21 protein-coding genes are annotated in these 21,146 nt (G+C 70.9%); 10 read left to right on the top strand and 11 right to left on the bottom strand.

What is annotated here, in order from left to right; genetic code table 11:
- The first annotated feature begins 24 nt into the window (after positions 1-24).
- Positions 25-1,464 carry a sugar porter family MFS transporter gene (locus tag HFP48_RS12855; protein ID WP_006938099.1) on the top strand — a complete coding sequence of 480 codons (1,440 nt, stop codon included), beginning with the start codon at positions 25-27 and terminating at the stop codon, positions 1,462-1,464.
- Positions 1,465-1,510: 46 nt separating this feature from the next.
- Here the strand turns inward: HFP48_RS12855 and dxs are convergent, their stop codons facing one another.
- Positions 1,511-3,484, bottom strand: coding sequence for a 1-deoxy-D-xylulose-5-phosphate synthase (gene dxs / locus HFP48_RS12850; protein ID WP_084648637.1), 1,974 nt, complete (start codon positions 3,482-3,484; stop codon positions 1,511-1,513).
- Between the two features lie 285 nt (positions 3,485-3,769).
- Between dxs and HFP48_RS12845 the strand changes: the two genes are divergently transcribed.
- Positions 3,770-4,744, top strand: a complete 975-nt coding sequence (locus tag HFP48_RS12845; protein WP_029543429.1) for a daunorubicin resistance protein DrrA family ABC transporter ATP-binding protein — start codon at positions 3,770-3,772, stop codon at positions 4,742-4,744.
- Positions 4,741-5,580: an ABC transporter permease gene (locus HFP48_RS12840; protein ID WP_006938118.1), complete on the top strand. Its 840-nt coding sequence runs from the start codon at positions 4,741-4,743 to the stop codon at positions 5,578-5,580. Before HFP48_RS12845 ends, HFP48_RS12840 begins: the two co-directional genes overlap by 4 nt.
- Here the strand turns inward: HFP48_RS12840 and HFP48_RS12835 are convergent, their stop codons facing one another.
- From HFP48_RS12835 to HFP48_RS12820, 4 genes are all read right to left on the bottom strand, one after another.
- Positions 5,581-7,116, bottom strand: coding sequence for an MDR family MFS transporter (locus HFP48_RS12835; protein ID WP_029543427.1), 1,536 nt, complete (start codon positions 7,114-7,116; stop codon positions 5,581-5,583).
- Positions 7,117-7,175: 59 nt separating this feature from the next.
- Entirely contained in the window at positions 7,176-7,634 is a 459-nt protein-coding gene (locus tag HFP48_RS12830) for a MarR family winged helix-turn-helix transcriptional regulator (protein ID WP_006938121.1), read from the bottom strand.
- A gap of 114 nt (positions 7,635-7,748) precedes the next feature.
- Complete coding sequence (locus tag HFP48_RS12825; RefSeq protein ID WP_168579584.1) at positions 7,749-9,017, bottom strand: TRAM domain-containing protein; 1,269 nt, start codon at positions 9,015-9,017, stop codon at positions 7,749-7,751.
- Entirely contained in the window at positions 9,014-11,008 is a 1,995-nt protein-coding gene (locus tag HFP48_RS12820) for an APC family permease (RefSeq protein WP_006938123.1), read from the bottom strand. The genes HFP48_RS12825 and HFP48_RS12820 overlap by 4 nt, the downstream gene beginning before the upstream one ends.
- A gap of 185 nt (positions 11,009-11,193) precedes the next feature.
- On the opposite strand from HFP48_RS12820, the gene HFP48_RS12815 reads away from it, so the two are divergent.
- On the top strand, positions 11,194-11,859 hold the full coding sequence (locus HFP48_RS12815) for a TrkA family potassium uptake protein (protein ID WP_006938124.1): 666 nt from the start codon (positions 11,194-11,196) through the stop codon (positions 11,857-11,859).
- A gap of 61 nt (positions 11,860-11,920) precedes the next feature.
- Positions 11,921-12,574 (top strand): TrkA family potassium uptake protein, encoded by a 654-nt coding sequence (locus tag HFP48_RS12810; RefSeq protein WP_006938125.1) that lies wholly within the window; start codon positions 11,921-11,923, stop codon positions 12,572-12,574.
- Positions 12,575-12,578: 4 nt separating this feature from the next.
- Here the strand turns inward: HFP48_RS12810 and HFP48_RS12805 are convergent, their stop codons facing one another.
- Both HFP48_RS12805 and HFP48_RS12800 read right to left on the bottom strand, forming a co-directional pair.
- Complete coding sequence (locus HFP48_RS12805) at positions 12,579-13,259, bottom strand: DUF3159 domain-containing protein (protein ID WP_168579583.1); 681 nt, start codon at positions 13,257-13,259, stop codon at positions 12,579-12,581.
- A gap of 69 nt (positions 13,260-13,328) precedes the next feature.
- Positions 13,329-13,706: an OB-fold nucleic acid binding domain-containing protein gene (locus HFP48_RS12800; protein WP_006938133.1), complete on the bottom strand. Its 378-nt coding sequence runs from the start codon at positions 13,704-13,706 to the stop codon at positions 13,329-13,331.
- A gap of 135 nt (positions 13,707-13,841) precedes the next feature.
- On the opposite strand from HFP48_RS12800, the gene HFP48_RS12795 reads away from it, so the two are divergent.
- The gene (locus tag HFP48_RS12795; RefSeq protein ID WP_006938136.1) at positions 13,842-14,570 is read left to right on the top strand and encodes an alpha/beta hydrolase; all 729 of its coding nucleotides are present in this window, start codon (positions 13,842-13,844) and stop codon (positions 14,568-14,570) included.
- 18 nt (positions 14,571-14,588) lie between these two features.
- Here HFP48_RS12795 and HFP48_RS12790 read toward each other — a convergent pair whose 3' ends face one another.
- Positions 14,589-15,392 (bottom strand): DUF3710 domain-containing protein, encoded by an 804-nt coding sequence (locus HFP48_RS12790; protein WP_168579582.1) that lies wholly within the window; start codon positions 15,390-15,392, stop codon positions 14,589-14,591.
- Position 15,393: 1 nt separating this feature from the next.
- Positions 15,394-15,864, bottom strand: coding sequence for a dUTP diphosphatase (gene dut, locus HFP48_RS12785; RefSeq protein ID WP_029543411.1), 471 nt, complete (start codon positions 15,862-15,864; stop codon positions 15,394-15,396).
- A 19-nt stretch (positions 15,865-15,883) separates the two neighbouring features.
- On the opposite strand from dut, the gene HFP48_RS12780 reads away from it, so the two are divergent.
- Positions 15,884-16,393, top strand: coding sequence for a DUF3093 domain-containing protein (locus HFP48_RS12780; protein WP_006938139.1), 510 nt, complete (start codon positions 15,884-15,886; stop codon positions 16,391-16,393).
- An 86-nt stretch (positions 16,394-16,479) separates the two neighbouring features.
- Here the strand turns inward: HFP48_RS12780 and HFP48_RS12775 are convergent, their stop codons facing one another.
- Positions 16,480-16,782 carry a DUF4193 domain-containing protein gene (locus tag HFP48_RS12775; RefSeq protein ID WP_029543409.1) on the bottom strand — a complete coding sequence of 101 codons (303 nt, stop codon included), beginning with the start codon at positions 16,780-16,782 and terminating at the stop codon, positions 16,480-16,482.
- 367 nt (positions 16,783-17,149) lie between these two features.
- Between HFP48_RS12775 and cei the strand changes: the two genes are divergently transcribed.
- On the top strand, positions 17,150-17,833 hold the full coding sequence (gene cei, locus HFP48_RS12770) for an envelope integrity protein Cei (protein ID WP_006938142.1): 684 nt from the start codon (positions 17,150-17,152) through the stop codon (positions 17,831-17,833).
- Positions 17,834-17,848: 15 nt separating this feature from the next.
- On the opposite strand, the gene HFP48_RS12765 is transcribed toward cei, so the two are convergent.
- Positions 17,849-18,745 (bottom strand): inositol monophosphatase family protein, encoded by an 897-nt coding sequence (locus tag HFP48_RS12765; protein ID WP_168579581.1) that lies wholly within the window; start codon positions 18,743-18,745, stop codon positions 17,849-17,851.
- Positions 18,746-18,867: 122 nt separating this feature from the next.
- Here HFP48_RS12765 and ppgK point away from each other — a divergent pair, with 122 nt between their 5' ends.
- Both ppgK and HFP48_RS12755 read left to right on the top strand, forming a co-directional pair.
- The gene (gene ppgK / locus HFP48_RS12760) at positions 18,868-19,653 is read left to right on the top strand and encodes a polyphosphate--glucose phosphotransferase (protein WP_006938148.1); all 786 of its coding nucleotides are present in this window, start codon (positions 18,868-18,870) and stop codon (positions 19,651-19,653) included.
- A 134-nt stretch (positions 19,654-19,787) separates the two neighbouring features.
- Positions 19,788-21,146, top strand: coding sequence for an RNA polymerase sigma factor (locus HFP48_RS12755; protein WP_006938149.1), 1,359 nt, complete (start codon positions 19,788-19,790; stop codon positions 21,144-21,146).

Raw genomic sequence — 21,146 nt, 5'->3', positions numbered from 1 at the left:
GGTGTCAGGCGTACCGTCCAGCCTGTGACCGACAGTTCCCACCTCCCCCATTCGAGGATCGAGCAGCAGCACACGGTGGCCCGCGCGGTGCTGTTCGCCGCCGTGGCCGCGCTCGGCGGATTCCTGTTCGGATACGACACCGCCGTCATCAACGGCGCCGTCGGCGCCATCCGCGAGCGCTACGAGGTCGGCGCCGGGGCCATCGGCCTGTCCGTGTCGCTGACGCTGGTCGGCGCGGCGCTCGGTGCGTGGATCGCCGGCAGCATCGCCGATCGGCTGGGCCGGATCCGGGTCATGCAGATCGCCGCGGTCCTGTTCCTTGTCGGCGCACTCGGGTCGGCGTTCCCCTTCAGCATCTACGACCTGACGTTCTGGCGCTCCATAGGTGGCGTGGGCGTCGGCTTCGCCTCGGTCATCGCCCCGGCCTACATCGCCGAGATCTCGCCCGCCGCCATACGTGGCCGACTCGGCTCGATGTACCAGCTCGCGATCGTCCTCGGCATCGCAATTTCCCAGCTCGTCAACTACGCCCTCGCCGCGGCCGCCGGCGGGGCCAGCGAAGAGCTGCTCGGCATCGAGGCCTGGCAGTGGATGCTCGCACTCGGCGCGGTCCCCGCGACCCTGTACCTGATCATGACCTTCCCCATCCCCGAATCGCCGCGGTACCTGGTGCGGATCGGCCGGGAGGACGCCGCGCGCCGCATCATCGCCACGGTCGAGGGCGGCGACGAGGTCGCCGTCGCCGAGCGGATCGCCACGATCCGCGAGACCCTGCACCTCGAGTCCGCCCGGCCGGGTGTGCGGGACGTGTTCTCCCGGCGGCTGGGCGTGGCTGCGCTGATCTACGTGGGCATCGCCCTGGCCGCGCTGCAGCAGTTCGTGGGCATCAACGTGATCTTCTACTACTCGTCGACGCTGTGGCAGGCGGTCGGATTCGGCGAAGACCGGTCCCTGCTCATCAGCGTCGTCAGCGCACTGGTCAACATCGTCGGTACCTTCGTGGCCATCGCGGTGATCGACAAGATCGGCCGCAAGCCGCTCCTGCTCGTCGGATCCGTCGGGATGGCGGCGTCGCTGGGCACCGCCGCCGTGTGCTTCCACTCGGCGACCTTCGTCGTCAACGAGGACGGGGAGAAGGTCGCGACGCTGTCCGACACCTACGGCATGATCGCCCTGCTCGCGGCCAACGCCTTCGTGTTCTTCTTCGCCCTGTCGTGGGGTCCGGTGGTGTGGGTCCTCATCAGCGAGATGTTCCCGAACCGGGTGCGTGCCGTCGCCGTCGGCATCGCGACCGCCTCCAACTGGATCGCGAACTTCCTCGTGTCCGCGACGTTCCCGGCGCTGGCGGACTGGAACCTGTCGTTCACCTATGCCGGCTACGCGGTGATGGCCGCGCTGTCTCTGCTGGTGGTGATCAAGTTCGTGCCCGAGACACGCGGACGGACCCTCGAGGAAGCCGGCTGAGCGACGACGGGCCGGCCGCACGTGCGGCCGGCCCGTCGTCGCAGCGTCAGAGGCCGGGGTCCCGCCGGACGACGACGTCGCCCGCGGACTCCTCCCCGGCGGTCCCGTCCACGGCCTGCTCCGCCTTCTGCGCGGCACCGAGCCCGACGACCCAGCCGGTCACCTGACGCGCGACGTCCTGCGCGGTCAGCCCCAGCTCACGATGGATCTGTTCCCGCGACGCATGATCCAGGAACCGTTGCGGCACACCGAGTTCACGGGTGGGAACGTCGACTCCGGCCGCCCGCAGGGCCGACGAGACCGCCGAACCCACACCGCCGTGCATGCCGCCGTCCTCCACGGTGACGACGAGCCGGAAGTCCCGCGCCAGCCGGGCGAGGGCCGCCGGGACGGGCAGCACCCAGCGCGGGTCGACGACGGCGGCGGTGAGGCCGTGCTGCTCGAGCCGCTCCGCTGCGTCGAGCGCCAGGCCCGCAAACGCGCCGACCGCGACGATCAGCACGTCACCGCGACGCTCGGACGGCATCCGCAGCACGTCGACGGTGCCGTCGATGCGCTCCACCGCAGGGATGTCGGGGCCGACCGCGCCCTTCGGGAACCGCAGTACGGTCGGGCCGTCGGCGATGGCGAGCGCCTCGCCGAACTCCTCGCGCAGGGTCGCGCCGTCGCGCGGCGACGCCACCCGGATCCCCGGGATCACGCCGAGCAGGGAGAAGTCCCACATACCGTTGTGGCTGGCGCCGTCGGCACCGGTGATGCCGGCCCGGTCGAGCACCACGGTCACGGGCAGTCTCAGCAGCGCCACGTCCATCAGCAACTGGTCGAAGGCGCGGTTGAGGAACGTCGAGTACACCGCGACCACCGGGTGCATTCCGCCGAGCGCGAGGCCGGCGGCGGAGGTGACGGCGTGCTGCTCGGCGATGCCGACGTCGAACATCCGGTCGGGGTAGCGTTCGCCGAAGGCCGACAGCCCGGTCGGTCCCGGCATCGCCGCGGTGATCGCCACGACGTCCTTGCGGCGGCCGCCCTGCACGAGCAGTTCGTCGGAGAACACCGACGTCCAGTCCGGAGCCGACGCCGCCGCGGTGGCGCGGCCGGTGACCGGGTCGATGACACCGGTGGCATGCATCTGATCGGCGACATGGTTCTCGGCCGGGGCGTACCCGGCGCCCTTGCGGGTGACGGCGTGCACGATCACCGGTCCGCCGAAAGACTTGGCGCGGCGGAGGGCGGCCTCGAGAGCGGCCTCGTCGTGGCCGTCGACCGGTCCGAGGTACTTCAGGCCGAGGTCGGTGAACAACACCTGCGGGCTGACCGCGTCCTTGATGCCGACCTTCATCCCGTGCAGCACGGAGTACGCGGCCGCACCGATCCACGGCAGCCGCTTCACGAAGCGGCGGCCGTTGTCGAGGACACGCTCGTAGCCGGGCTGCAGCCGCAGCGCCGCGAGGTGCTCGGCCAGTCCGCCGATAGTGGGGGCATAGGAGCGGCCGTTGTCGTTGACGACGATCACGAGCCGCCGGTCCTTGCCGGCCGCGATGTTGTTCAGCGCCTCCCAGCACATCCCGCCGGTGAGCGCGCCGTCGCCGACCACGGCGACCACGGTCCGGTCCTGCTGGTCCGACAGCTCGTAGGCCTTGGCGAGGCCGTCGGCGTAGGACAGGGCGGCCGAGGCGTGCGAGGACTCGACCCAGTCGTGCTCGCTCTCGGCGCGGCAGGGGTAGCCCGACAGGCCGCCCTGCTTGCGCAGCGTGTCGAAGCCGTCCTTACGACCGGTCAGGATCTTGTGGACGTACGCCTGATGCCCGGTGTCGAAGATGATCGGGTCGTGGGGGGAGTCGAAGACCCGGTGCATGGCGATGGTCAGTTCGACGACGCCGAGGTTGGGGCCGAGGTGTCCCCCGGTCGCCGCCACCTTCTCGACCAGGAACTGCCGGATCTCCCCGGCGAGTTCCCTGATCTCCGGCTGGCTGAGCCGACGCAGGTCCTCGGGCGACTCGATGCGGGACAGGACACCCAACTGGAATTGCTCCCTCCGGCTCGGACCCGCGCGTCTCCGCGCGAGCGGTTCCACCCAGTCTACGGAGCGTCGGAGGTGGTCGACTCGCTTCGTCGTGCCGCCGCCCCGTCTCACACCGTGTCCCTCACCTCATTATGCCGATGATGTGACGTCGCCCACCGTGGCGCCGGTGTGGCGCGCCTGACCCCGCCGAGCGGGCGGTGGGCACTGCGCGGGGCGACCCCAGGCCGGTCGAATCCGACAAAACCGATTGCCGGGCCCGGCACCGTGGGCGAGGCTGGACCCATGCCCCCTGCACTGGCCATCGAGACCTCGGGCTTGATCAAGCGTTTCGGCGCGGAGACCGCCGTGGCCGGAATCGACCTCGCCGTCCCCGCCGGCGGCGTCTACGGCGTCCTCGGCCCGAACGGCGCCGGGAAGACGACCACGATCCGGATGCTGGCCACCCTGCTCGCACCGGACGGCGGGACCGCGACCGTACTCGGGCACGACGTGCGTCTTCAGCCCGAGCTGGTGCGGCGCCGGGTCTCGCTCACCGGCCAGTTCGCGTCGCTCGACGAGGATCTGACCGGCGCGGAAAACCTGGTACTGCTCGCCCGGCTGCTGGGCTTCTCCAGGGCGGGTGCCCGGTCCCGGGCCGGACAGCTGCTGGCGGCGTTCGATCTGGAGCCGGCCGCGGGCCGTCAGGTGAAGCTGTACTCGGGGGGCATGCGGCGGCGCCTCGACATCGCCGCGAGCATCATCGTCGCTCCCGAACTGATCTTCCTGGACGAGCCGACGACGGGGCTCGACCCGCGCAGCCGCAACCAGGTGTGGGAGATCGTGCGGGCGCTCGTGGCCGCGGGGACGACGGTGCTGCTGACGACGCAGTACCTCGACGAGGCGGACCAGCTCGCCGACCGGGTCGCGGTCATCGACCGTGGCCGGGTGATCGCCGAGGGCACCCCGGGCGAGCTCAAGGCGTCCGTCGGGTCGGGTTCGCTGCACGTGCGGGTGGTCGATCCCGCGCGCCGGGACGAGGCGGCGGCGGTGCTGGGCGCCGCGCTGGGGGTGGCGGTGACGGCCGCGTCCGATCCGGCCGCGCTGACCGCGCGGGTGGACGATCCGCGGGCCGCGGCGGGGGCGCTGACGGCCCTCGCCGCGGCGGACATTCCGGTCACGACGTTCGCCCTCGGGCAGCCGAGCCTGGACGAGGTCTTTCTCGCGCTCACCGGCCATCCCACGGAAATTCCCGACGAAGACGAGGAGATCGCGTCGTGACCTCGACCGCCGACCGACGGGCGGGCACCCCCGCCGCCGTCGTGGACGTCCTCCATGTCCCCGGGCCGCGTCCGACGCCGGCGTCCGCGTTCGCCGCGTCGCTGTCGTTCGGGTGGCGGGCACTGCTGCGGATCAAGCACGTTCCCGAGCAGTTGTTCGACGTGACCGTCTTCCCGCTGATGTTCACGCTGCTGTTCACGTACCTGTTCGGCGGGGCGCTGGCCGGTTCGACCACCGCGTACGTGCAGTTCCTGATCCCCGGCATCCTGGTGCAGACGGTGTGCACCATCACGATGTACACGGGCATGACGCTCAACCGCGACATCGAGAAGGGCGTGTTCGACCGGTTCCGCTCGATGCCGGTGTGGCGGCCCGCTCCCCTCGTCGGCGCGTTGTTCGGTGATCTCGCCCGCTACACGCTGGCGTCGGTGATCGTGCTGGCCCTCGGGATGATGCTCGGGTTCCGGCCCACGGGCGGCCCGATCGGCACGATCGGGTCGGTGGCGCTCGTGCTGCTGTTCGCGTTCAGTCTCTCGTGGGTCTGGACGATGCTGGCGATGCTGCTGCGCACCGAGCAGGCGGTGATGGGTGTGTCCATGACCATCCTGTTCCCGCTCACCTTCGCGTCGAACGTGTTCGTCGACCCCGCGACGATGCCGAGCTGGCTGCAGGGCTTCGTGACGGTCAATCCCATCAGCCGGCTCGTCACCGCCATCCGGGATCTGACGGCGGGCACGCCGGACGCCGCGCACCTCGCGATCGTGTTCGCGTGGTGCGCGGCGCTGATCGTGCTGTTCGGGCCGGCGACGATGTGGTTGTACAACCGCCGGTCCTGATCAGTGCTCCGCCGGCGCGGGCACCTTCTCCTCGGTGACGATGTCGATGGTCTTGCGCAGCGGGCGGTTCGGGATGAACGCGACCGCCGCGACGGTGACCAGCGCGATGATCGCGGCGACGAGGAACAGCAGGCCGGTGGCGTCGCCGTAGGCGTGGCGGATGATCTCCGCGACCGGTTCGGGCAGGGCCGCGAGGTCGAGGTTGCCTCCGCCGCCGGCCGAGCCGGTGTCGATGCCGAGGGCGGCGAAGCCGTCCGCGGACAGCGTCGTCACGCGTGTGGCGAGGATCGATCCGAGCACGGACACTCCGATCGCGCCGCCGAAGGTACGGAAGAACGCGACCGAGCTGCTCGCGGCTCCGATGTTGCGGACGCTGACGGTGTTCTGCACGGCGAGCACCAGGTTCTGCATGAGCATGCCGGTGCCGAGGCCGACGATCGCGATGTAGACCCCGATCAGCCACATCGGGGTGGCGTGGTCGAGGAACCCGAGCAGCCCGAAACCGATCACCTGCAGTACGGCGCCGAGCACCAGGAACGGCTTCCACCGGCCGAAGCGGGTGATCAGCTGGCCGGAGACCACCGAGGCCACGAGCGAGCCGAGCACCATCGGGATGGTGAGCAGGCCGGCGGCCGTCGGGCTGTAGCCGCGGGCCGTCTGGAAGTACTGGCCGAGGAACGCGGTGGCACCGAACATCCCGACGCCGACGGCGACGGACGCGATGATCGCGAGCGCAGTGGTGCGTTCGGTGACGATCTTCAGCGGGATGATCGGGTCGGCGACCTTGGACTCGACCACGACGGTGGCGGCGAGCAGTCCGACGCCGGCGCCGACGTACGCGAGGGTCTCCCACGACAACCACTCGTAGTAGCCGGCCTTGCCGGCGAACGACACCCAGATCAGCAGGACGCTGACACCGGCGGTCAGCAGGGTGGCGCCCAGCCAGTCGATGCTCACGTTCTGCTTGCGTTCGGTCACGAGGTGCAGGGTGCGCTGCAGCAACAGCATGGCCGCGACGGCGATCGGGATCGAGATGAAGAAGCACCAGCGCCAGCCGAGCGGGCTGTCGACGATGATGCCACCGAGGATCGGTCCGCCCGACATCGACACGGCCATCACCGCGCCCATGTAGCCGGAGTACCGGCCGCGTTCGCGGGGCGGGATGATGCTGCCGATGACCGCGACGACGAGCGCGGTGAGACCGCCCATGCCGATGCCCTGGATCACGCGGGCGGCGAGCAGGACGGGCACGTTGGTGGCGAAGCCGGCGAGGATCGAGCCGGCCACGAAGACGACGATCGCCGTCTGCACCAGCAGCTTCTTGTTGAACAGGTCGGCGAGCTTGCCCCAGATCGGCGTCGAGGCGGCGTTGGCGAGCAGCGCGGTGGTGATGATCCACGCGAACTGGGTCTGGGTGCCGTTCAGGTCCGCGATGATCGTGGGGAGCGCAACCGCCACGATGGTGCTGCTGAGCAGCGCCGTGAAGAGGGCGGCGAGCAGGCCGGCGAGAGCCTCGAGGATCTCGCGGTGCGTCATGGTGGTCTCGGTGGCGCCGGGTCCGCTCGCCGAGGAGGGGGGACTGACAGCTGCGGCACTCACAGGCAGTTCCTTCCGGGGGGTTCGTGTACGGAAAGGGTGTGGTTCAGGTGCGCGAGCGCGTCGAGGGCGGATTCGGCTTGCGCCTGGTCCCAGCCGCCGAGCAGCTCGTGCAATCGGGAGGCGCGCCGGTCGCGGATCTCGCGCAGGGCTTTCTGCCCGGTCTCGGACACGCTGACGCGGTGGGCACGCCTGTCGTCCGGGTCACGGTGGCGGTCCACCATCCCCCGTTCGACGAGCTCCCCCAGCTGCCGGCTCAACGCGGACTGACTCATGCACAGCTCCGCGGCGAGTTCGGTGGGGCGGCACTCCCCCATTCGCCACAGGACGAACAGGACGCCGGTCAGCGCGTTGGGCAACGGGTCACCCGTCGAGTTGGCCAGGGTCGTGCGCAGCGTGCGACCGAACAGGAAGATCGCGTCGACGAGCGCGTGCGCGGTGTCGGGCTGGACAGCCACGGAACACCTCCGAATCGAAATTATTTGCTTGCGACACGCAACTATACATTTAGTTGCATGCCGCAAGCAACCGCGGAGGACGCGCGAGACGCCCTGAATCCGTGATCGGCCCGCTCAGCGGGTGAACAACGCCAGGCACTCCACGTGATGCGTCGACGGGAACGCCGCGTAGACGCGCAGCTCGGCCAGCTCGAACCCGTGCTCCCGGTACAGGCCGACATCCCGGCCGAACGACGCCGGATCGCATCCGACGTGCACGACGCGCTCCGGCCCGGCCGCCGCGACGGCCGCCACCACCTCGCGCCCGGTGCCGGCCCGAGGCGGATCGAGCACCACGACCTGCGGGGCGGGGAGATCCGGCAGCAGCCGTTCCACCCGGCCCGCATGGAACCGCACCTGCCCGAGATCCGAGAGCGCTTCCGCGCCGTCCTGCACCGCCCGGCGCGACAGTTCCACCGACTCGACCCGGCCACCGTGGCCGACCTGATCGGCCAGGACGGCCGCGAACACCCCGACACCGCCGTAGAGGTCCCACGCCGTCGCCCCCGGCGACGCCGCGGCCCACTCCCCCACGGTGTCCGAATAGGTCTGCGCCGCGCCGCGGTGTGCCTGCCAGAAGCCGGTCGCGGCCAGGTGCCAGTCCCGGCCGCCGACCCGCTCCACCGCCCGCCCCGAGCCCTCGATCACCTTCTCGGCGCGGGGCGCACCGGCCGCCGCGCGGCGGGCGGACGCTCCCCGCCGGCCCGGACTGCGACGTCCCGTGCGGGAGACCGGCGGCGGTGCGATCTCGACCACGTGCCGCGTCCCGTCCGCATCGAGGACCACCTGGACCTCGGAACCGGGCTGCCACACCCGCTCGGCCAGCCCCTCGTAGGCGCGCGCCTCGATCTGCGGACACGCCAGTTCGGTCTCCAGTTCGTGGCTCCGGTAGCGCCGATACCCCGCTCGCCCGGCGGCGTCGACGGCCAGCCGCACCCGGGTGCGCCAGCGGGTGCCGTTCGCCGCCCCGCCCGGCACCTCCTCGACGACCACCTCGCGGTCGATGCCGCCGAGACGGCGCAACTGCTCCGCGACCACCGCAGCCCCGAATGCCCGCTGGGCCGGCACCGTCGCGTGGGACAGGTCGCAGCACCCCGATCCGCCGGGACCGGCGATGGGACACACCCGCTCCACCCGGTCCGGCGACGCTTCGAGGATGTGGACGGCGTCGGCGCGGCAGAACGAGCCGCCACGGTCCTCCGTGACCAGCGCGACGACGCGCTCCCCGGGCAGACCGTGCCGGACGAACACGACCCGCCCCTCGTGCCGGGCGACGCAGAAGCCCCCGTGCGCCGGGTTGCCCAGCGTCACCTCGAGCCGACGGCCGGACCAGTCGATGCTCACCGCTCCTCCTCCTCGAATCCCCGCCGCACCGATCCCGGCGCGGAGTCCAATCGTTCGCCGCGGGCATGGGCCGACGAGCTCAGCTGCCACGGGACGCTGGTGACCATGACACCGGGCTGGAACAGCAGCCGGCTCTTCAGCCGCAGCGCGCTCTGGTTGTGCAGGATCTGCTCCCACCAGTGACCCACCACGTACTCCGGGATGAACACGGTCACCACGTCGCGCGGCGAGTCCCGTCGCACCCGCCGGACGTATTCGAGGACGGGGCGGGTGATCTCCCGGTACGGCGACTCGACGACCTTGAGAGGGACGGTGATGTCGCTGCGTTCCCATTCGCGCACCAGCATCCGCGTGTCGGCCTCGTCGACGTTGACGGTGACCGCCTCGAGCGTGTCCGGCCGGGTGGCCCGCGCGTACGCCAGCGCCCGCAGGGTCGGCATGTGCAGCTTGGACACCAGCACGATCGAATGGGTGCGGCTGGGCAGCACACCGTCCCATTCGGTGTTCTCCAGTTCCTCGGCCACGCTGTCGTAGTGACGGTGGATGGCCTTCATCACACCGAAGATCGCGACCATCGCCACGATCGCGATCCACGCGCCCGCCGCGAACTTCGTCACCAGCACGATCACCAGGACGGATGCGGTCATGATCAGGCCGATCGTGTTGACGATCCGCGACCGTCGCATGCGGGCCCGCTGTTCGGGGTCGGTCTCGGACGCCAGATGCCGCGTCCAGTGCCGGATCATGCCGGTCTGACTGAGGGTGAACGAGACGAACACCCCGACGATGTAGAGCTGGATCAGCTTGGTGACCTCGGCATCGAAGGCCCACACGAAGACGATCGCCACGCCCGACAGGAACAGGATGCCGTTGCTGAACGCCAGCCGGTCGCCCCGGGTGTGCAGCTGCCGGGGCAGGTAGCGGTCCTGCGCCAGCACCGAGGCCAGCACCGGGAAGCCGTTGAACGCCGTGTTGGCGGCCAGCACCAGGATCAACGCGGTCACGATGGTGATCAGCAGGAACCCGAGCGGGAAGTCGTCGAAGACCGCGTGCGCGAGTTGCGCCACGAGCGTCTTCTGCTGGTAGCCCTCCGGGGCACCGCGCAACTGGGTCTCGGGATGTTCGGCGATGACCACCCCCAGCTTGTTCGCGAGCAGAATCATGCCGAGGAGCAGGACGATCGCGATCCCGCCGAGCATGAGCAGGGTCGTGGCGGCGTTGCGGGACTTCGGCTTGCGGAACGCGGGCACCCCGTTGCTGATCGCCTCGACGCCGGTCAGCGCGGCACACCCGGACGAGAACGCACGGGCCAGCAGGAACACGAACGCGATCCCGGCCAGATCCGACTGCTCGGCGACCAACTCGAACCCGGCCGACTCGGCCTTGACGTCGTCCCCGAACACGAAGACGCGCACCAGACCCCACCCCAGCATGACGATCATGCCGATCATGAAGGCGTAGGTCGGGACGGCGAACGCGGTGCCGGCTTCCCGCAGGCCACGCAGGTTGACCGCGGTCAGCACGACGATCGCGGAGATCGCGAACAGCACCTTGTGCTGCGCCACGAACGGCACCGCCGATCCGATGTTCGCCGCGGCCGAGGAGATCGACACCGCGACGGTGAGCACGTAGTCGACCATCAGGGCGCTGCCGACGGTCAATCCCGCGGTCGGACCGAGGTTCACGGTGGCAACCTCGTAGTCGCCGCCGCCGGAGGGGTACGCGTGCACGTTCTGCCGGTAGCTGGCGACGACGACGGCGAGGACGAGCGCCACCGCGACGCCGATCCACGGCGTGAACACGTACGCCGACAGACCCGCGACGGACAGGACGAGGAAGATCTCCTCCGGGGCGTACGCCACCGACGACAACGCGTCGGATGCGAACACCGGCAGGGCGATTCGCTTGGGTAGCAACGTGTGACCGAGCGTGTCGCTGCGGAACGGCCTACCCAACAACAACCGCTTCGTGGCGGTCGAGAGCTTGGACACTCGCAAAGCCTAAGCCGTCCCACCGGCCACCCGCCGGGCACCCGTGGCCGTGTCCGAAATGCACCTCTGCGGGGAGCCCGTTCGGCCGGCACCGCACGCCGGTCCTGCGCGGGCGGTACGGTTCGGTTCTGCGCGTCGCGATCGGGACGCGCGGCGACACGGAAAGAAGCGGAACGGAGCGAACGGTGTACGTGGTGGTCATGGGCTGTGGCCGGGTGGGTTCCTCCCTGGCCGCGGCGCTCGTCCGGCTGGGCAACGAGGTGGCCGTCATCGACCGCGACCCGAGCGCGTTCCTGCGGCTGGGTCCGGACTTTCCCGGGCACACGATCGTGGGCATGGGCTTCGACCGGGACGTGCTGGTGCGGTCCGGCATCGAGCGGGCCGACGCGTTCGCCGCCGTCTCCTCCGGGGACAACTCGAACATCATCTCCGCCCGTGTGGCCCGGGAGACCTTCGGCGTCGAGCGCGTCGTCGCCCGCATCTACGATGCCAAGCGCGCCGCGGTGTACGAGCGACTCGGGATCCCGACCGTCGCGACGGTGCCGTGGACGACCGACAGGTTCCTGCACAACCTCACCCATGAGAGCCAGACCGCCAAGTGGCGGGATCCGACCGGCACCGTCGCCGTCGCGGAGGTGTCGGTGCACGAGGACTGGATCGGCCGCAACGTCACCGAGTTCGAGGCCGCGACCCACTCGAGGGTCGCGTTCATCATCCGATTCGGCACCGGGGTCCTACCCGACCGCAAGACCGTGCTGCAGGCGGACGACCAGGTCTACATCGCGGCTGTCTCGGGCACCGTCGCCGAGGCGATCGCCCTCGCCGAACAGCCCCCCGCGGCCGACGACTGACCGTGCCGCGCCCGCAGGCGCAGCCGCAACACACGACCCGGAATCACCGAGAGGAACGCCGATGAAGGTGGCCATCGCGGGAGCGGGAGCCGTCGGGCGCTCCATCGCGCGCGAACTGATCCGCAACAACCACGAAGTGATGCTGCTCGAACGCAAGCTCGAGCACGTCGAGCCCGAATCCGTGCCCGACGCCAAGTGGGTGCACGCCGACGCGTGCGAGCTGAGCCTGCTCGAGGCCGCACAGCTCGAGCAGTACGACGTGGTGATCGCCGCCACCGGCGACGACAAGGCCAACCTGGTGCTGAGCCTGCTCGCCACCACCGAGTTCGGCGTCGCCCGCGTCGTCGCCCGCGTCAACGATCCGCGCAACGAGTGGCTGTTCGACGAGTCCTGGGGCGTCGACGTCGCCGTGTCCACGCCGCGCATGCTGGCGTCGCTGGTCGAGGAGGCCGTCTCGGTCGGCGACCTGGTGCGGCTGATGACGCTGCGCAAGGGCGCGAACCTGGTCGAGATCACGCTGCCGGACACCACCGTGCTGGCCGGCAAGCCGGTGCGCAAGCTGCAACTGCCCCGGGACGCGGCCCTGGTGACGATCCTGCGCGGCGGCCGGGTCATCGTCCCGCAGCCCGACGATCCGCTCGAAGGCGGCGACGAACTGCTGTTCGTCGCCGCGGCCGAGGTGGAGCAGGAACTGCGGGCGGCCATCGGCCTCTAGCAGGTCACCGCGCGTCCTGGTCGGGGCCGGCTTCGGCGGCCCGGCCCGGGCCGGTCTCGACGGGCTCGTCGACAGCCTCGGGCGCCGGCTCGACCAGCCGATCGGCGCGGCGGACCGCCCACAAGGTCACGAGCAACGCCACCGCGGTCAGCGGCCATCCCATACCGATCCGGGCCACGGCGAGCCAGCCGGTCCGGTCGGCGTCGTACAGCTCGTGTTGCACGAAGTAGCGGGCCGCGAACACCAGCGCCCACGCCGCGGTCGCGATGTCGTAGGCGCGCACGGCGACGCGATGCCGCCGCCAGGACGATCCCTGCCCGTTGAGCATGCCCCAGATGACGCCGACCAGGGGCCGCCGCACCAGAATGGACAGGACGAAACCGGCGGCATAGAGCAGGCTGGTGTAGATGCCGAAGAGGAAGTAGCCCTTGGCGTCGCCGGTGCGGTAGGCGATGAACGCACACACGCCCACACCGAGGAGCCCCGAGACCGCCGGCTGGACGGGGGTGCGCTGGACGAGCCGCCACACGAGGATGCCGGTGGCCACGGCGAGGGCCGCCCAGATCGCGGCGGTCAGGCCCCAGATGCTGTTGACCGGAACGAACACCAGCACGGGCACGGTCGAGTAGACCAACCCGCTGAGTCCACCGAGTTGTTCCAGGACCGTCTGCTGCTTGTCGCTCACTCCTACGAGGGTGCCACAGCCCCACGCGGGCGCGGGGCGGCGCCGGGCGCTGGGGCACCGGCGCTCGGGTCAGGCCCGCTCGCGCAGTTCGTAATACGGGTTGTAGATGACCTTCGAGCCGTCACGCTCGCCGACGCGCCCGCGCACCAGCAGGGTCTTGCCCGGCTCGATGCCCGGAATGCGGCGACGTCCGATCCACACGAGCTTGACGGCCTCGGTGCCGTCGAACAGTTCCGCCTCGACGGCGGCGCTGGCGGCCTTCGGGCACGCCTCGACACTGCGGAGACGACCGAACATGGTCACCTCTTCGCCGCGCGCACAGTCGCAGGCGCGGCGGGCACCCGTCGCCTGGGCGGTTTCGGCGATCTCCTCGGCGTCGAGTTGCTCGAGATCTTCCGTGAGCCGACGGGTGAGTCGGCGGAAGTAACCGGCTGCGGCGGGTGCCATAGCGTGCTCCTGAGAAGGGCGCGGCACGGATCGCGGGCCGCGCATGGGGCTTTCCTGAGGGCCACTGTAGACCTATCCGCACAGGGCAACCACTCGGGTTCCCACCTGCTCGGACGGGTCCGGCAGGATCGGACCATGCGCTCCGCGAACACGTCCCCCGAACACGCCGGGGCCAGCACTTTCGTCGCCGTCGTCCTGCCCGGGACGGGCTCCGACGCCCGCTTCGTGGAGCGGGCGTTCGGCGGTCCGCTCGCCGCTGCCGGAATACGCACCGTCGCGGTCGACCCGGACCCGGCACGCGTGGTCGGCAGCTACGTCGATGCACTCGAGCGCGCCGCCGCCGACGGTCCCGTGCTGGTGGGCGGGGTGTCGCTCGGGGCGGCCGTCGCGCTGCGGTGGGCGGCCGAGCACCCGGGGCGCACCGTCGGCGTGCTCGCAGCCCTGCCGGCGTGGACGGGCTCGCCGGAGGCCGCGCCGGCGGCGGCGAGCGCCCGTTGGACGGCCGGCGAGCTGCGCGCCCACGGACTTGCTGCGGTCACCGCGGCGATGGTGGCGTCCAGCCCCGCCTGGCTCGGGGTCGAACTGGCCCGCTCCTGGCGGTCGCAGTGGCCGGGCCTGCCGGCGGCGCTCGACGAGGCGTCCCGCTACCGGGCGCCGGACCGGGACGAGCTGCGGACCGTCGAGGTGCCGGTCGGCATCGCCGCCGCCGTGGACGACCCGGTCCATCCCCTCGCGGTCGCGCAGGAATGGTGTGCGCACCTGAGGCGGGCCGCGCTGGGCACCGTCACCCTCGCCGGGATCGGCGCCGATCCCGCCGTGCTCGGAGCCACCTGTCTGGAGGCACTGCGCCGCGTCGGGGACTGACCCCGGCGGACCGGACCGTCAGAAGCCGAGCTGCTGCATCGCCGAACCCGACTCGCCGTGCCGCGGCCGGGGCGGCGCGGGCTGCTGGGGCGGCGCGGGCTGCTGCTGTTGCGCGGACTGCTGCGGCGGCAGGGGCTGCTGGGCCGCCGCCTGCTGGGCCGCCTGCTGGGCTGCCGCCTGCTGTTGCGCGGCGGCCAGTTGCTCCGCGAGGGCCTTCGGGAGCACCACCGGCAGCGGCGTCCGCACCGGATGCGGATCCTGGCCGCGCCGCACGACGGTCTCGGCGACGATGGCACGGGCCGTCTCCACCAGCGGCGAGTCGGCCGTCACCGAACCTGCCGGTCCGGCGACGACGCAGCGGATCATCCATCGGTAGCCGTCGACACCGAGGAAGCGCAGGTCCGCGTTCGGGGTGCTGCCCTGCAGCTCCCGGCCCCACGGTCCGCTTTCGATGCTCACCGTCGCGTTGTCGCGGCGCAGCGACTCGGCCAGCTCGGCGGCCACCTCCCGCCACTGCCCCGGGGACTTCGGTGCCGCGTACGCGGAGACCGTGATCCGGCCGTGCTGGGTCACCAGATGCACGGCCTGCGGTTGGCCGTGCGGTGCCATCTCCACCTGGATCTGCCCGCCCGGTGGCAGCGGGACGAGCACCGACCCGAGGTCGAGCCGGCTACCGACCGCGTCCTCGCCGATGTCGTCGATGTCGTAGGGACCGCCCTCGGTCGCCTGCACCTCGTCGTCCACGGGCGCGGAGTCGAAGTCTCCCTCGTCCGCGAGGCCCGGAGCCTCGGCGTCCCGGTTCTTCCGGCGTCGTCCGAACATGTCAGGAACCTTCCTTCACCAGACCGGCGTGCCCACCGCTCGACCCGTATCCTCCGGCGCCGCGGCTGGTGTCGTCGAGGGAGCCGACCTCGACGAAGTCGACGAGCTCGACCCTCTGCACGAGCAGTTGCGCGATGCGGTCACCACGACGCAGTTCGACCGCGCGGTCGGGGTCGTGGTTGATCAGGCACACCTTGATCTCCCCGCGGTAGCCCGCATCCACCGTCCCGGGAGTGTTGACCACGGAGAGCCCGTACTTCGCGGCCAGACCGGAGCGCGGATGGATCAGACCCACCGTGCCGACGGGCAGGGCCACCGCGATGCCGGTCCCCACCAGCGCTCGCCGCCCGGGCTCGATGGTCACGTCCACCGTGGTGCACAGGTCCACACCGGCGTCGCCGGCGTGTGCCCGCGCGGGCAAGGGAATCCCCGGGTCCAGGCGGAGCAGGGGGACGGCTGGAAGATCGGTCACGTGCACCGAGACTACTCTGATGGACGTGTCTCGAACCTCTCGACCCGATGCGGATGCGCAGCAGACGACCGGCGCACCGGTCTATTCCGAACGGATGTGGGTGCCGCTGTGGTGGTGGCCCCTCGGCCTGGGCGTCGCGGCGCTGCTGGCCGCGGAACTGCACATGGGGGCGCCCGGCCTGTACGCCTGGCTGCCGTACGTGCTGCTGTTGCCGTTCCCTGTCTGGGCGCTCGTGTGGCTGTCCCGGCTGCGGCTGGAGGTGACGGGCGGGGAGTTGATCGTCGGCCGGGCGCACCTGCCGCTCGAGGTGATCTCCCGCGGTGTCGTGGTGCCGGCGTCGGCGAAGAGCGCCGCCCTGGGGCGCCAGCTCGACCCGGCGGCGTACGTCCAGCACCGCCCGTGGATCGGGACGATGGTGCTCGTCGTGCTGGACGACCCGGACGACCCCACCCCCTACTGGCTGATCAGCACAAGGCGGCCGGCAGAGCTGCTGGCCGCCTTGGGGTGTGCCGACAAGACCGAACGCTGAACCGGGGGCGGCCGGTCAGCGCCGTCCCTCCGGGACTCAGGCCGCGCCGTCCCTCCGGGACTCAGGCCGCGCCGTCCCTCCGGGACTCAGGCCGCGCAGTCCCGGCAGATCATCACTCCGTTCTCGTCGCTCGCGAGCCGGCTGCGGTGGTGCACCAGGAAGCAGCTCGAGCAGGTGAACTCGTCGGCCTGCTTCGGCACCACCCGCACCGACAGCTCCTCGCCGGACAGATCCGCCCCGGGCAGCTCGAAGGACTCCGCGGTGTCCGACTCGTCGACGTCCACGACGGCGGACTGCGCCTCGTTGCGTCGCGCCTTCAGTTCTTCGAGTGAATCCTCCGACACATCATCGGTTTCGGTTCGCCTCGGTGCGTCGTAGTCAGTCGCCATTTCCTCTACCTCTAGTCCTCGTGCAGGTGCCCTGCCGAAGGACACTGTTCATGTCCTTCGGCCCGGGCAACGCCCGACCGTCTCCGGAAGTTCCCACCGGCCGTATCCGGGTCCCGGACACGACCCGGGCCTTCCGCTGTCGAAAGCCTCGCCGTCGCCTCTTTCGACGACCTGGGCCGCCGAACAATAGCGGAAGTACCCACGGAAGCCGTAACCGATACACCCGGTCCGGGGAATTGTCGGTCAATTGTCACCAACACCACAGCAACTCGAGACATTCCACCGGTCGCCCACCTTCCCGGACCCCACCGGGATGCCCTCTACAGTGGTCGCACACAACCCTTGGAGATGCGAGAGGCAGGGCGCCGTGGTTTCCCTGATCACCGAAGGCCGCGCGCGGGACGAACGCGGCCGGCCGTTCCCACGGCGCCGCGTCGTGCCCGCCGCGGCCCTGTTCGCGGTCCTGGCGACGATCGGGATCGTGGTGTGGACGTCGGTGTTCGCCGGCTCGGACCCGGTGTCCCGGACCGTGGCGTGCAACGCCCCGCCGACCGTCCCGTCGGAGCCCGGCGGACCCCAGCCGGCCCCCCTCGGCGAGGTGGTCGACCGTTCCGTCCTGCTCGACGTGGAGCCCGCTCCCCTGGCGGCGACGCGGGTACGGGTGTTCAACGCCAACGGCGAACGTGGCCAGGCCACCCACGTGGCAACCCAGCTGGCCGAATACGGATTCGCGAGCGCACCGGATGTGCAGGCCGGCAACGACCCGGTCTACATCGACCAGAACATGCAGTGTCACGGCCAGATCAGGTTCGGGGCGGCCGGGACCGCGGCGGCGAGCACGGTGTGGCTGGTCGCGCCGTGCGCCGAACTCGTCCGCGACGACCGCGCCGACGACACCGTCGACCTGGCCCTGGGCACCTACTCCAAGGAGATCGCGCCCAACGCCGACGCCGAGGAGGTGCTGCAGTCGCTGCGGGAGGCGCCGGTGGGCGCGGCCGCCGCGCCGCTCGACATCGACCTGCTGGCCGCGGCCCGCGACGCCCGCTGCTGAGCGCGCCGCGGACCGTCAGGCCGGGATCGGCGCGTCGGCGCCGAGCGCGGCGAGCAGGTCCGCGAGCTGTGTCGCGATGCCGGGCGCGGCGGCGACGGTGATCTCGCCGGCGTCGCCGGCTCCGGCCGGGAGTTGCACCCACGCGCCCGCCTCCGCGGCGATCAGCGCACCGGCGGCCCAGTCCCACGGTTGCAGGCCGTGTTCGTAGTGGGCGTCGACGCGCCCCGACGCCACCATGCACAGATCCAGGGCGGCCGCACCGATGCGGCGGATGTCCCGCACCCTCGGTAGCAGCTCGGCCACCAGCGCGCCCTGCCGTTCGCGACGGTGCGGCGCGTAGGAGAAGCCCGTCGCGACGAGGGCGCGGGCGACGTCGTCGACCGGGTTGCAGCGCAGGCGCGTCACCGCTCCGCCGACGTCGGTGCGGGTGGCTCCGCGCCCGCGCGCGGCCGAGTACACGTCCCCGGCGGCGACGTCGACCACCGCTCCCGCCACGGACCGCCCCCCGACCTGGGCTGCCACCGACACCGCGTAGGCCGGGATGCCGTAGACGAAGTTCACCGTGCCGTCGATGGGGTCGACGACCCAGCGGACGCCGCTCGATCCGGTGTGGGCGCCGCCCTCCTCCCCGAGGATCGCGTCGCCCGGCCGCAACCGGGTCAGCAGCCGCCGGATCAGGTCCTCGGTCTCGGTGTCCGCCACCGTCACGGGGTCGGTGTCGGTGCTCTTCGTCCGCACCGCGCCGACGCGGTCGGTACCCGTGTCGGCGGGTGGGAACAGGTCGGGCCGCCGGGCGCGCACGTGACCGGCGGCCTCGGCCGCGACGGACACGGCGATCTCGCGCAGCGGGGCCGGGTCCGTGGTGACGTCGGGGGACAGCGTAGAGGGGCGGGAGTCCGGGGTGTCGGGCACCCGAGTATCCGAACACACTGTGCGGCACGGCACCACCCGCGCGGCGGCCACGTTCGGATTAGGGTGACGTCACGACAGCGGTCGCCCGCGGTGACTGTTCCGGTGACGAGAGGGAGCGCGAGATGACGCAGACGATGCACCCGGCCACGCCGGACCCGGACCTTCTCGGATTCGGTGTCGACGTCGGCGGCAGCGGCATCAAGGGCGGCGTCGTCGATCTGTCCACTGGCCGGTTGGTGGGCGAGCGCATCAAGATCCTGACCCCGCAGCCGTCCACCCCGCAGGCCGTCGCCGACACGGTCGCCCGGATCGTGGACGAGGCGCAGTGGACGGGACCGGTGGGGGTCACCCTGCCGAGCGTGGTGACGGGCGGCGTGGCGCGCACGGCCGCGAACATCGATCCGGCGTGGATCGGCACCGACGCCCGGACGTTGTTCTCGTCGGTTCTGGGCGACCGCCCGGTGAGTGTCCTGAACGACGCGGACGCCGCCGGCCTCGCCGAGGACCGCTTCGGCGCGGCCAAGGACGCGTCCGGGGTGGTCATCCTGCTCACGTTCGGGACCGGGATCGGCTCGGCGGTTTTGCACAACGGCGATCTGCTGCCGAACACCGAGTTCGGGCACATGGAGATCGACGGGATGGAGGCCGAGCACCGCGCGGCGTCGTCGGTCAAGGAGAACAACGAGTGGACGTACAAGCGGTGGGCGAAGGAGGTCTCGCTGGTGCTGTCGCGGTTCGAGGCCCTGTTGTGGCCCGACCTGTTCATCGCCGGTGGCGGGATCAGCCGCAAGCACGAGAAGTGGATCCCGTTGCTGACCAACCGCACACCCGTCGTTCCGGCCGCATTGCGCAACGCGGCCGGCATCATCGGGGCCGCCTATGCTGCGAAAACAGGTGTACTCCCCTGAGTCCTGCACATCGCGCGTGGCGGCGATCGTTACAATGGTGCACAGCCGGCTGCGAACCGGCCTGATCCCGACAGACCTCTCCGCCGGAACCACTCTGGCGCGACGCCGCACTACCTCGTCACGAAAGGGCGTACGTGGCAGCCACCGAAATCCACACGGCTGATTCCCCGAACGAATCGGCAGCCTCCGCGGACGCCGCGGATACCACGACCGGTACCGCACCCGCCACGAAGCGGCCGGCGAAGAAGGCCGCGGCCAAGAAGGCCCCGGCGAAGAAGGCGGCCGCCAAGAAGGCCCCGGCCAAGAAGGCCGCCGCCAAGAAGACCACGGCGAAGAAGGCCGCCGCCAAGAAGGCGGGCAAGCCTGCCGGCGACGAGTTCGAGGGCGAGGAAGCCGAGCTCGAGGATCTCGACGTCGCCGAGGCCGACCTCGAAGGTGCCGAGGACGTGGTCGTGGAGGTGACGGAAGCCGACGACGAGCCCAGCGACAAGGACAAGGCGTCGGGCGACTTCGTCTGGGACGAGGAGGAGTCGGAGGCGCTGCGGCAGGCCCGCAAGGACGCCGAGCTGACCGCCTCCGCCGACTCGGTGCGCGCCTACCTCAAGCAGATCGGCAAGGTCGCGCTGCTCAACGCCGAGGAGGAGGTCGAGCTCGCCAAGCGCATCGAAGCCGGCCTGTACGCCACCTACCGGCTGCAGGAGTACGCCGACAAGGGCGAGAAGCTGCCGGTCGCGCAGCGCCGCGACCTGAACTGGATCTGCCGCGACGGCAACCGCGCCAAGAACCACCTGCTCGAGGCCAACCTGCGTCTCGTCGTCTCGCTCGCCAAGCGCTACACCGGCCGTGGCATGGCATTCCTGGATCTGATCCAGGAGGGCAACCTCGGTCTGATCCGTGCGGTGGAGAAGTTCGACTACACGAAGGGTTACAAGTTCTCCACGTATGCCACGTGGTGGATCCGCCAGGCGATCACCCGCGCGATGGCCGATCAGGCCCGCACCATCCGCATCCCGGTGCACATGGTCGAGGTGATCAACAAGCTCGGCCGCATCCAGCGCGAGCTGCTCCAGGACCTCGGGCGCGAGCCCACCCCGGAGGAACTGGCCAAGGAGATGGACATCACGCCGGAGAAGGTGCTGGAGATCCAGCAGTACGCGCGTGAGCCGATCTCCCTCGACCAGACCATCGGCGACGAGGGCGACAGCCAGCTCGGCGACTTCATCGAGGACAGCGAGGCCGTGGTCGCCGTCGACGCGGTGTCGTTCACGCTGCTGCAGGACCAGCTGCAGTCGGTGCTCGAGACCCTGTCCGAGCGCGAGGCCGGCGTCGTCCGGCTGCGGTTCGGCCTGACCGACGGTCAGCCCCGGACCCTCGACGAGATCGGGCAGGTCTACGGGGTCACCCGCGAACGGATCCGGCAGATCGAGTCGAAGACCATGTCGAAGCTGCGGCACCCGTCGCGGTCGCAGGTGCTGCGCGACTACCTCGACTGA

The organism is Rhodococcus sp. DMU1 (genome assembly GCF_012272955.1).
In the GTDB taxonomy this organism is placed as follows: Bacteria; Actinomycetota; Actinomycetes; order Mycobacteriales; family Mycobacteriaceae; genus Rhodococcus; species Rhodococcus aetherivorans.
The sequence above is the reverse complement of the archived record's forward strand: the minus strand, read 5'-3'. Positions and strand labels throughout refer to the sequence as shown.

Coding starts and splice junctions, on each gene's coding strand:
- HFP48_RS12810 (WP_006938125.1), top strand. CDS start 11,921: ATGAAGGTGGCCATCGCGGGAGCGGGAGCCGTCGGGCGCTCCATCGCG.
- HFP48_RS12800 (WP_006938133.1), bottom strand. CDS start 13,706: ATGGCACCCGCCGCAGCCGGTTACTTCCGCCGACTCACCCGTCGGCTC.
- HFP48_RS12795 (WP_006938136.1), top strand. CDS start 13,842: ATGCGCTCCGCGAACACGTCCCCCGAACACGCCGGGGCCAGCACTTTC.
- HFP48_RS12780 (WP_006938139.1), top strand. CDS start 15,884: ATGGACGTGTCTCGAACCTCTCGACCCGATGCGGATGCGCAGCAGACG.
- HFP48_RS12835 (WP_029543427.1), bottom strand. CDS start 7,116: ATGACGCACCGCGAGATCCTCGAGGCTCTCGCCGGCCTGCTCGCCGCC.
- HFP48_RS12775 (WP_029543409.1), bottom strand. CDS start 16,782: ATGGCGACTGACTACGACGCACCGAGGCGAACCGAAACCGATGATGTG.
- HFP48_RS12845 (WP_029543429.1), top strand. CDS start 3,770: ATGCCCCCTGCACTGGCCATCGAGACCTCGGGCTTGATCAAGCGTTTC.
- HFP48_RS12790 (WP_168579582.1), bottom strand. CDS start 15,392: ATGTTCGGACGACGCCGGAAGAACCGGGACGCCGAGGCTCCGGGCCTC.
- ppgK (WP_006938148.1), top strand. CDS start 18,868: ATGACGCAGACGATGCACCCGGCCACGCCGGACCCGGACCTTCTCGGA.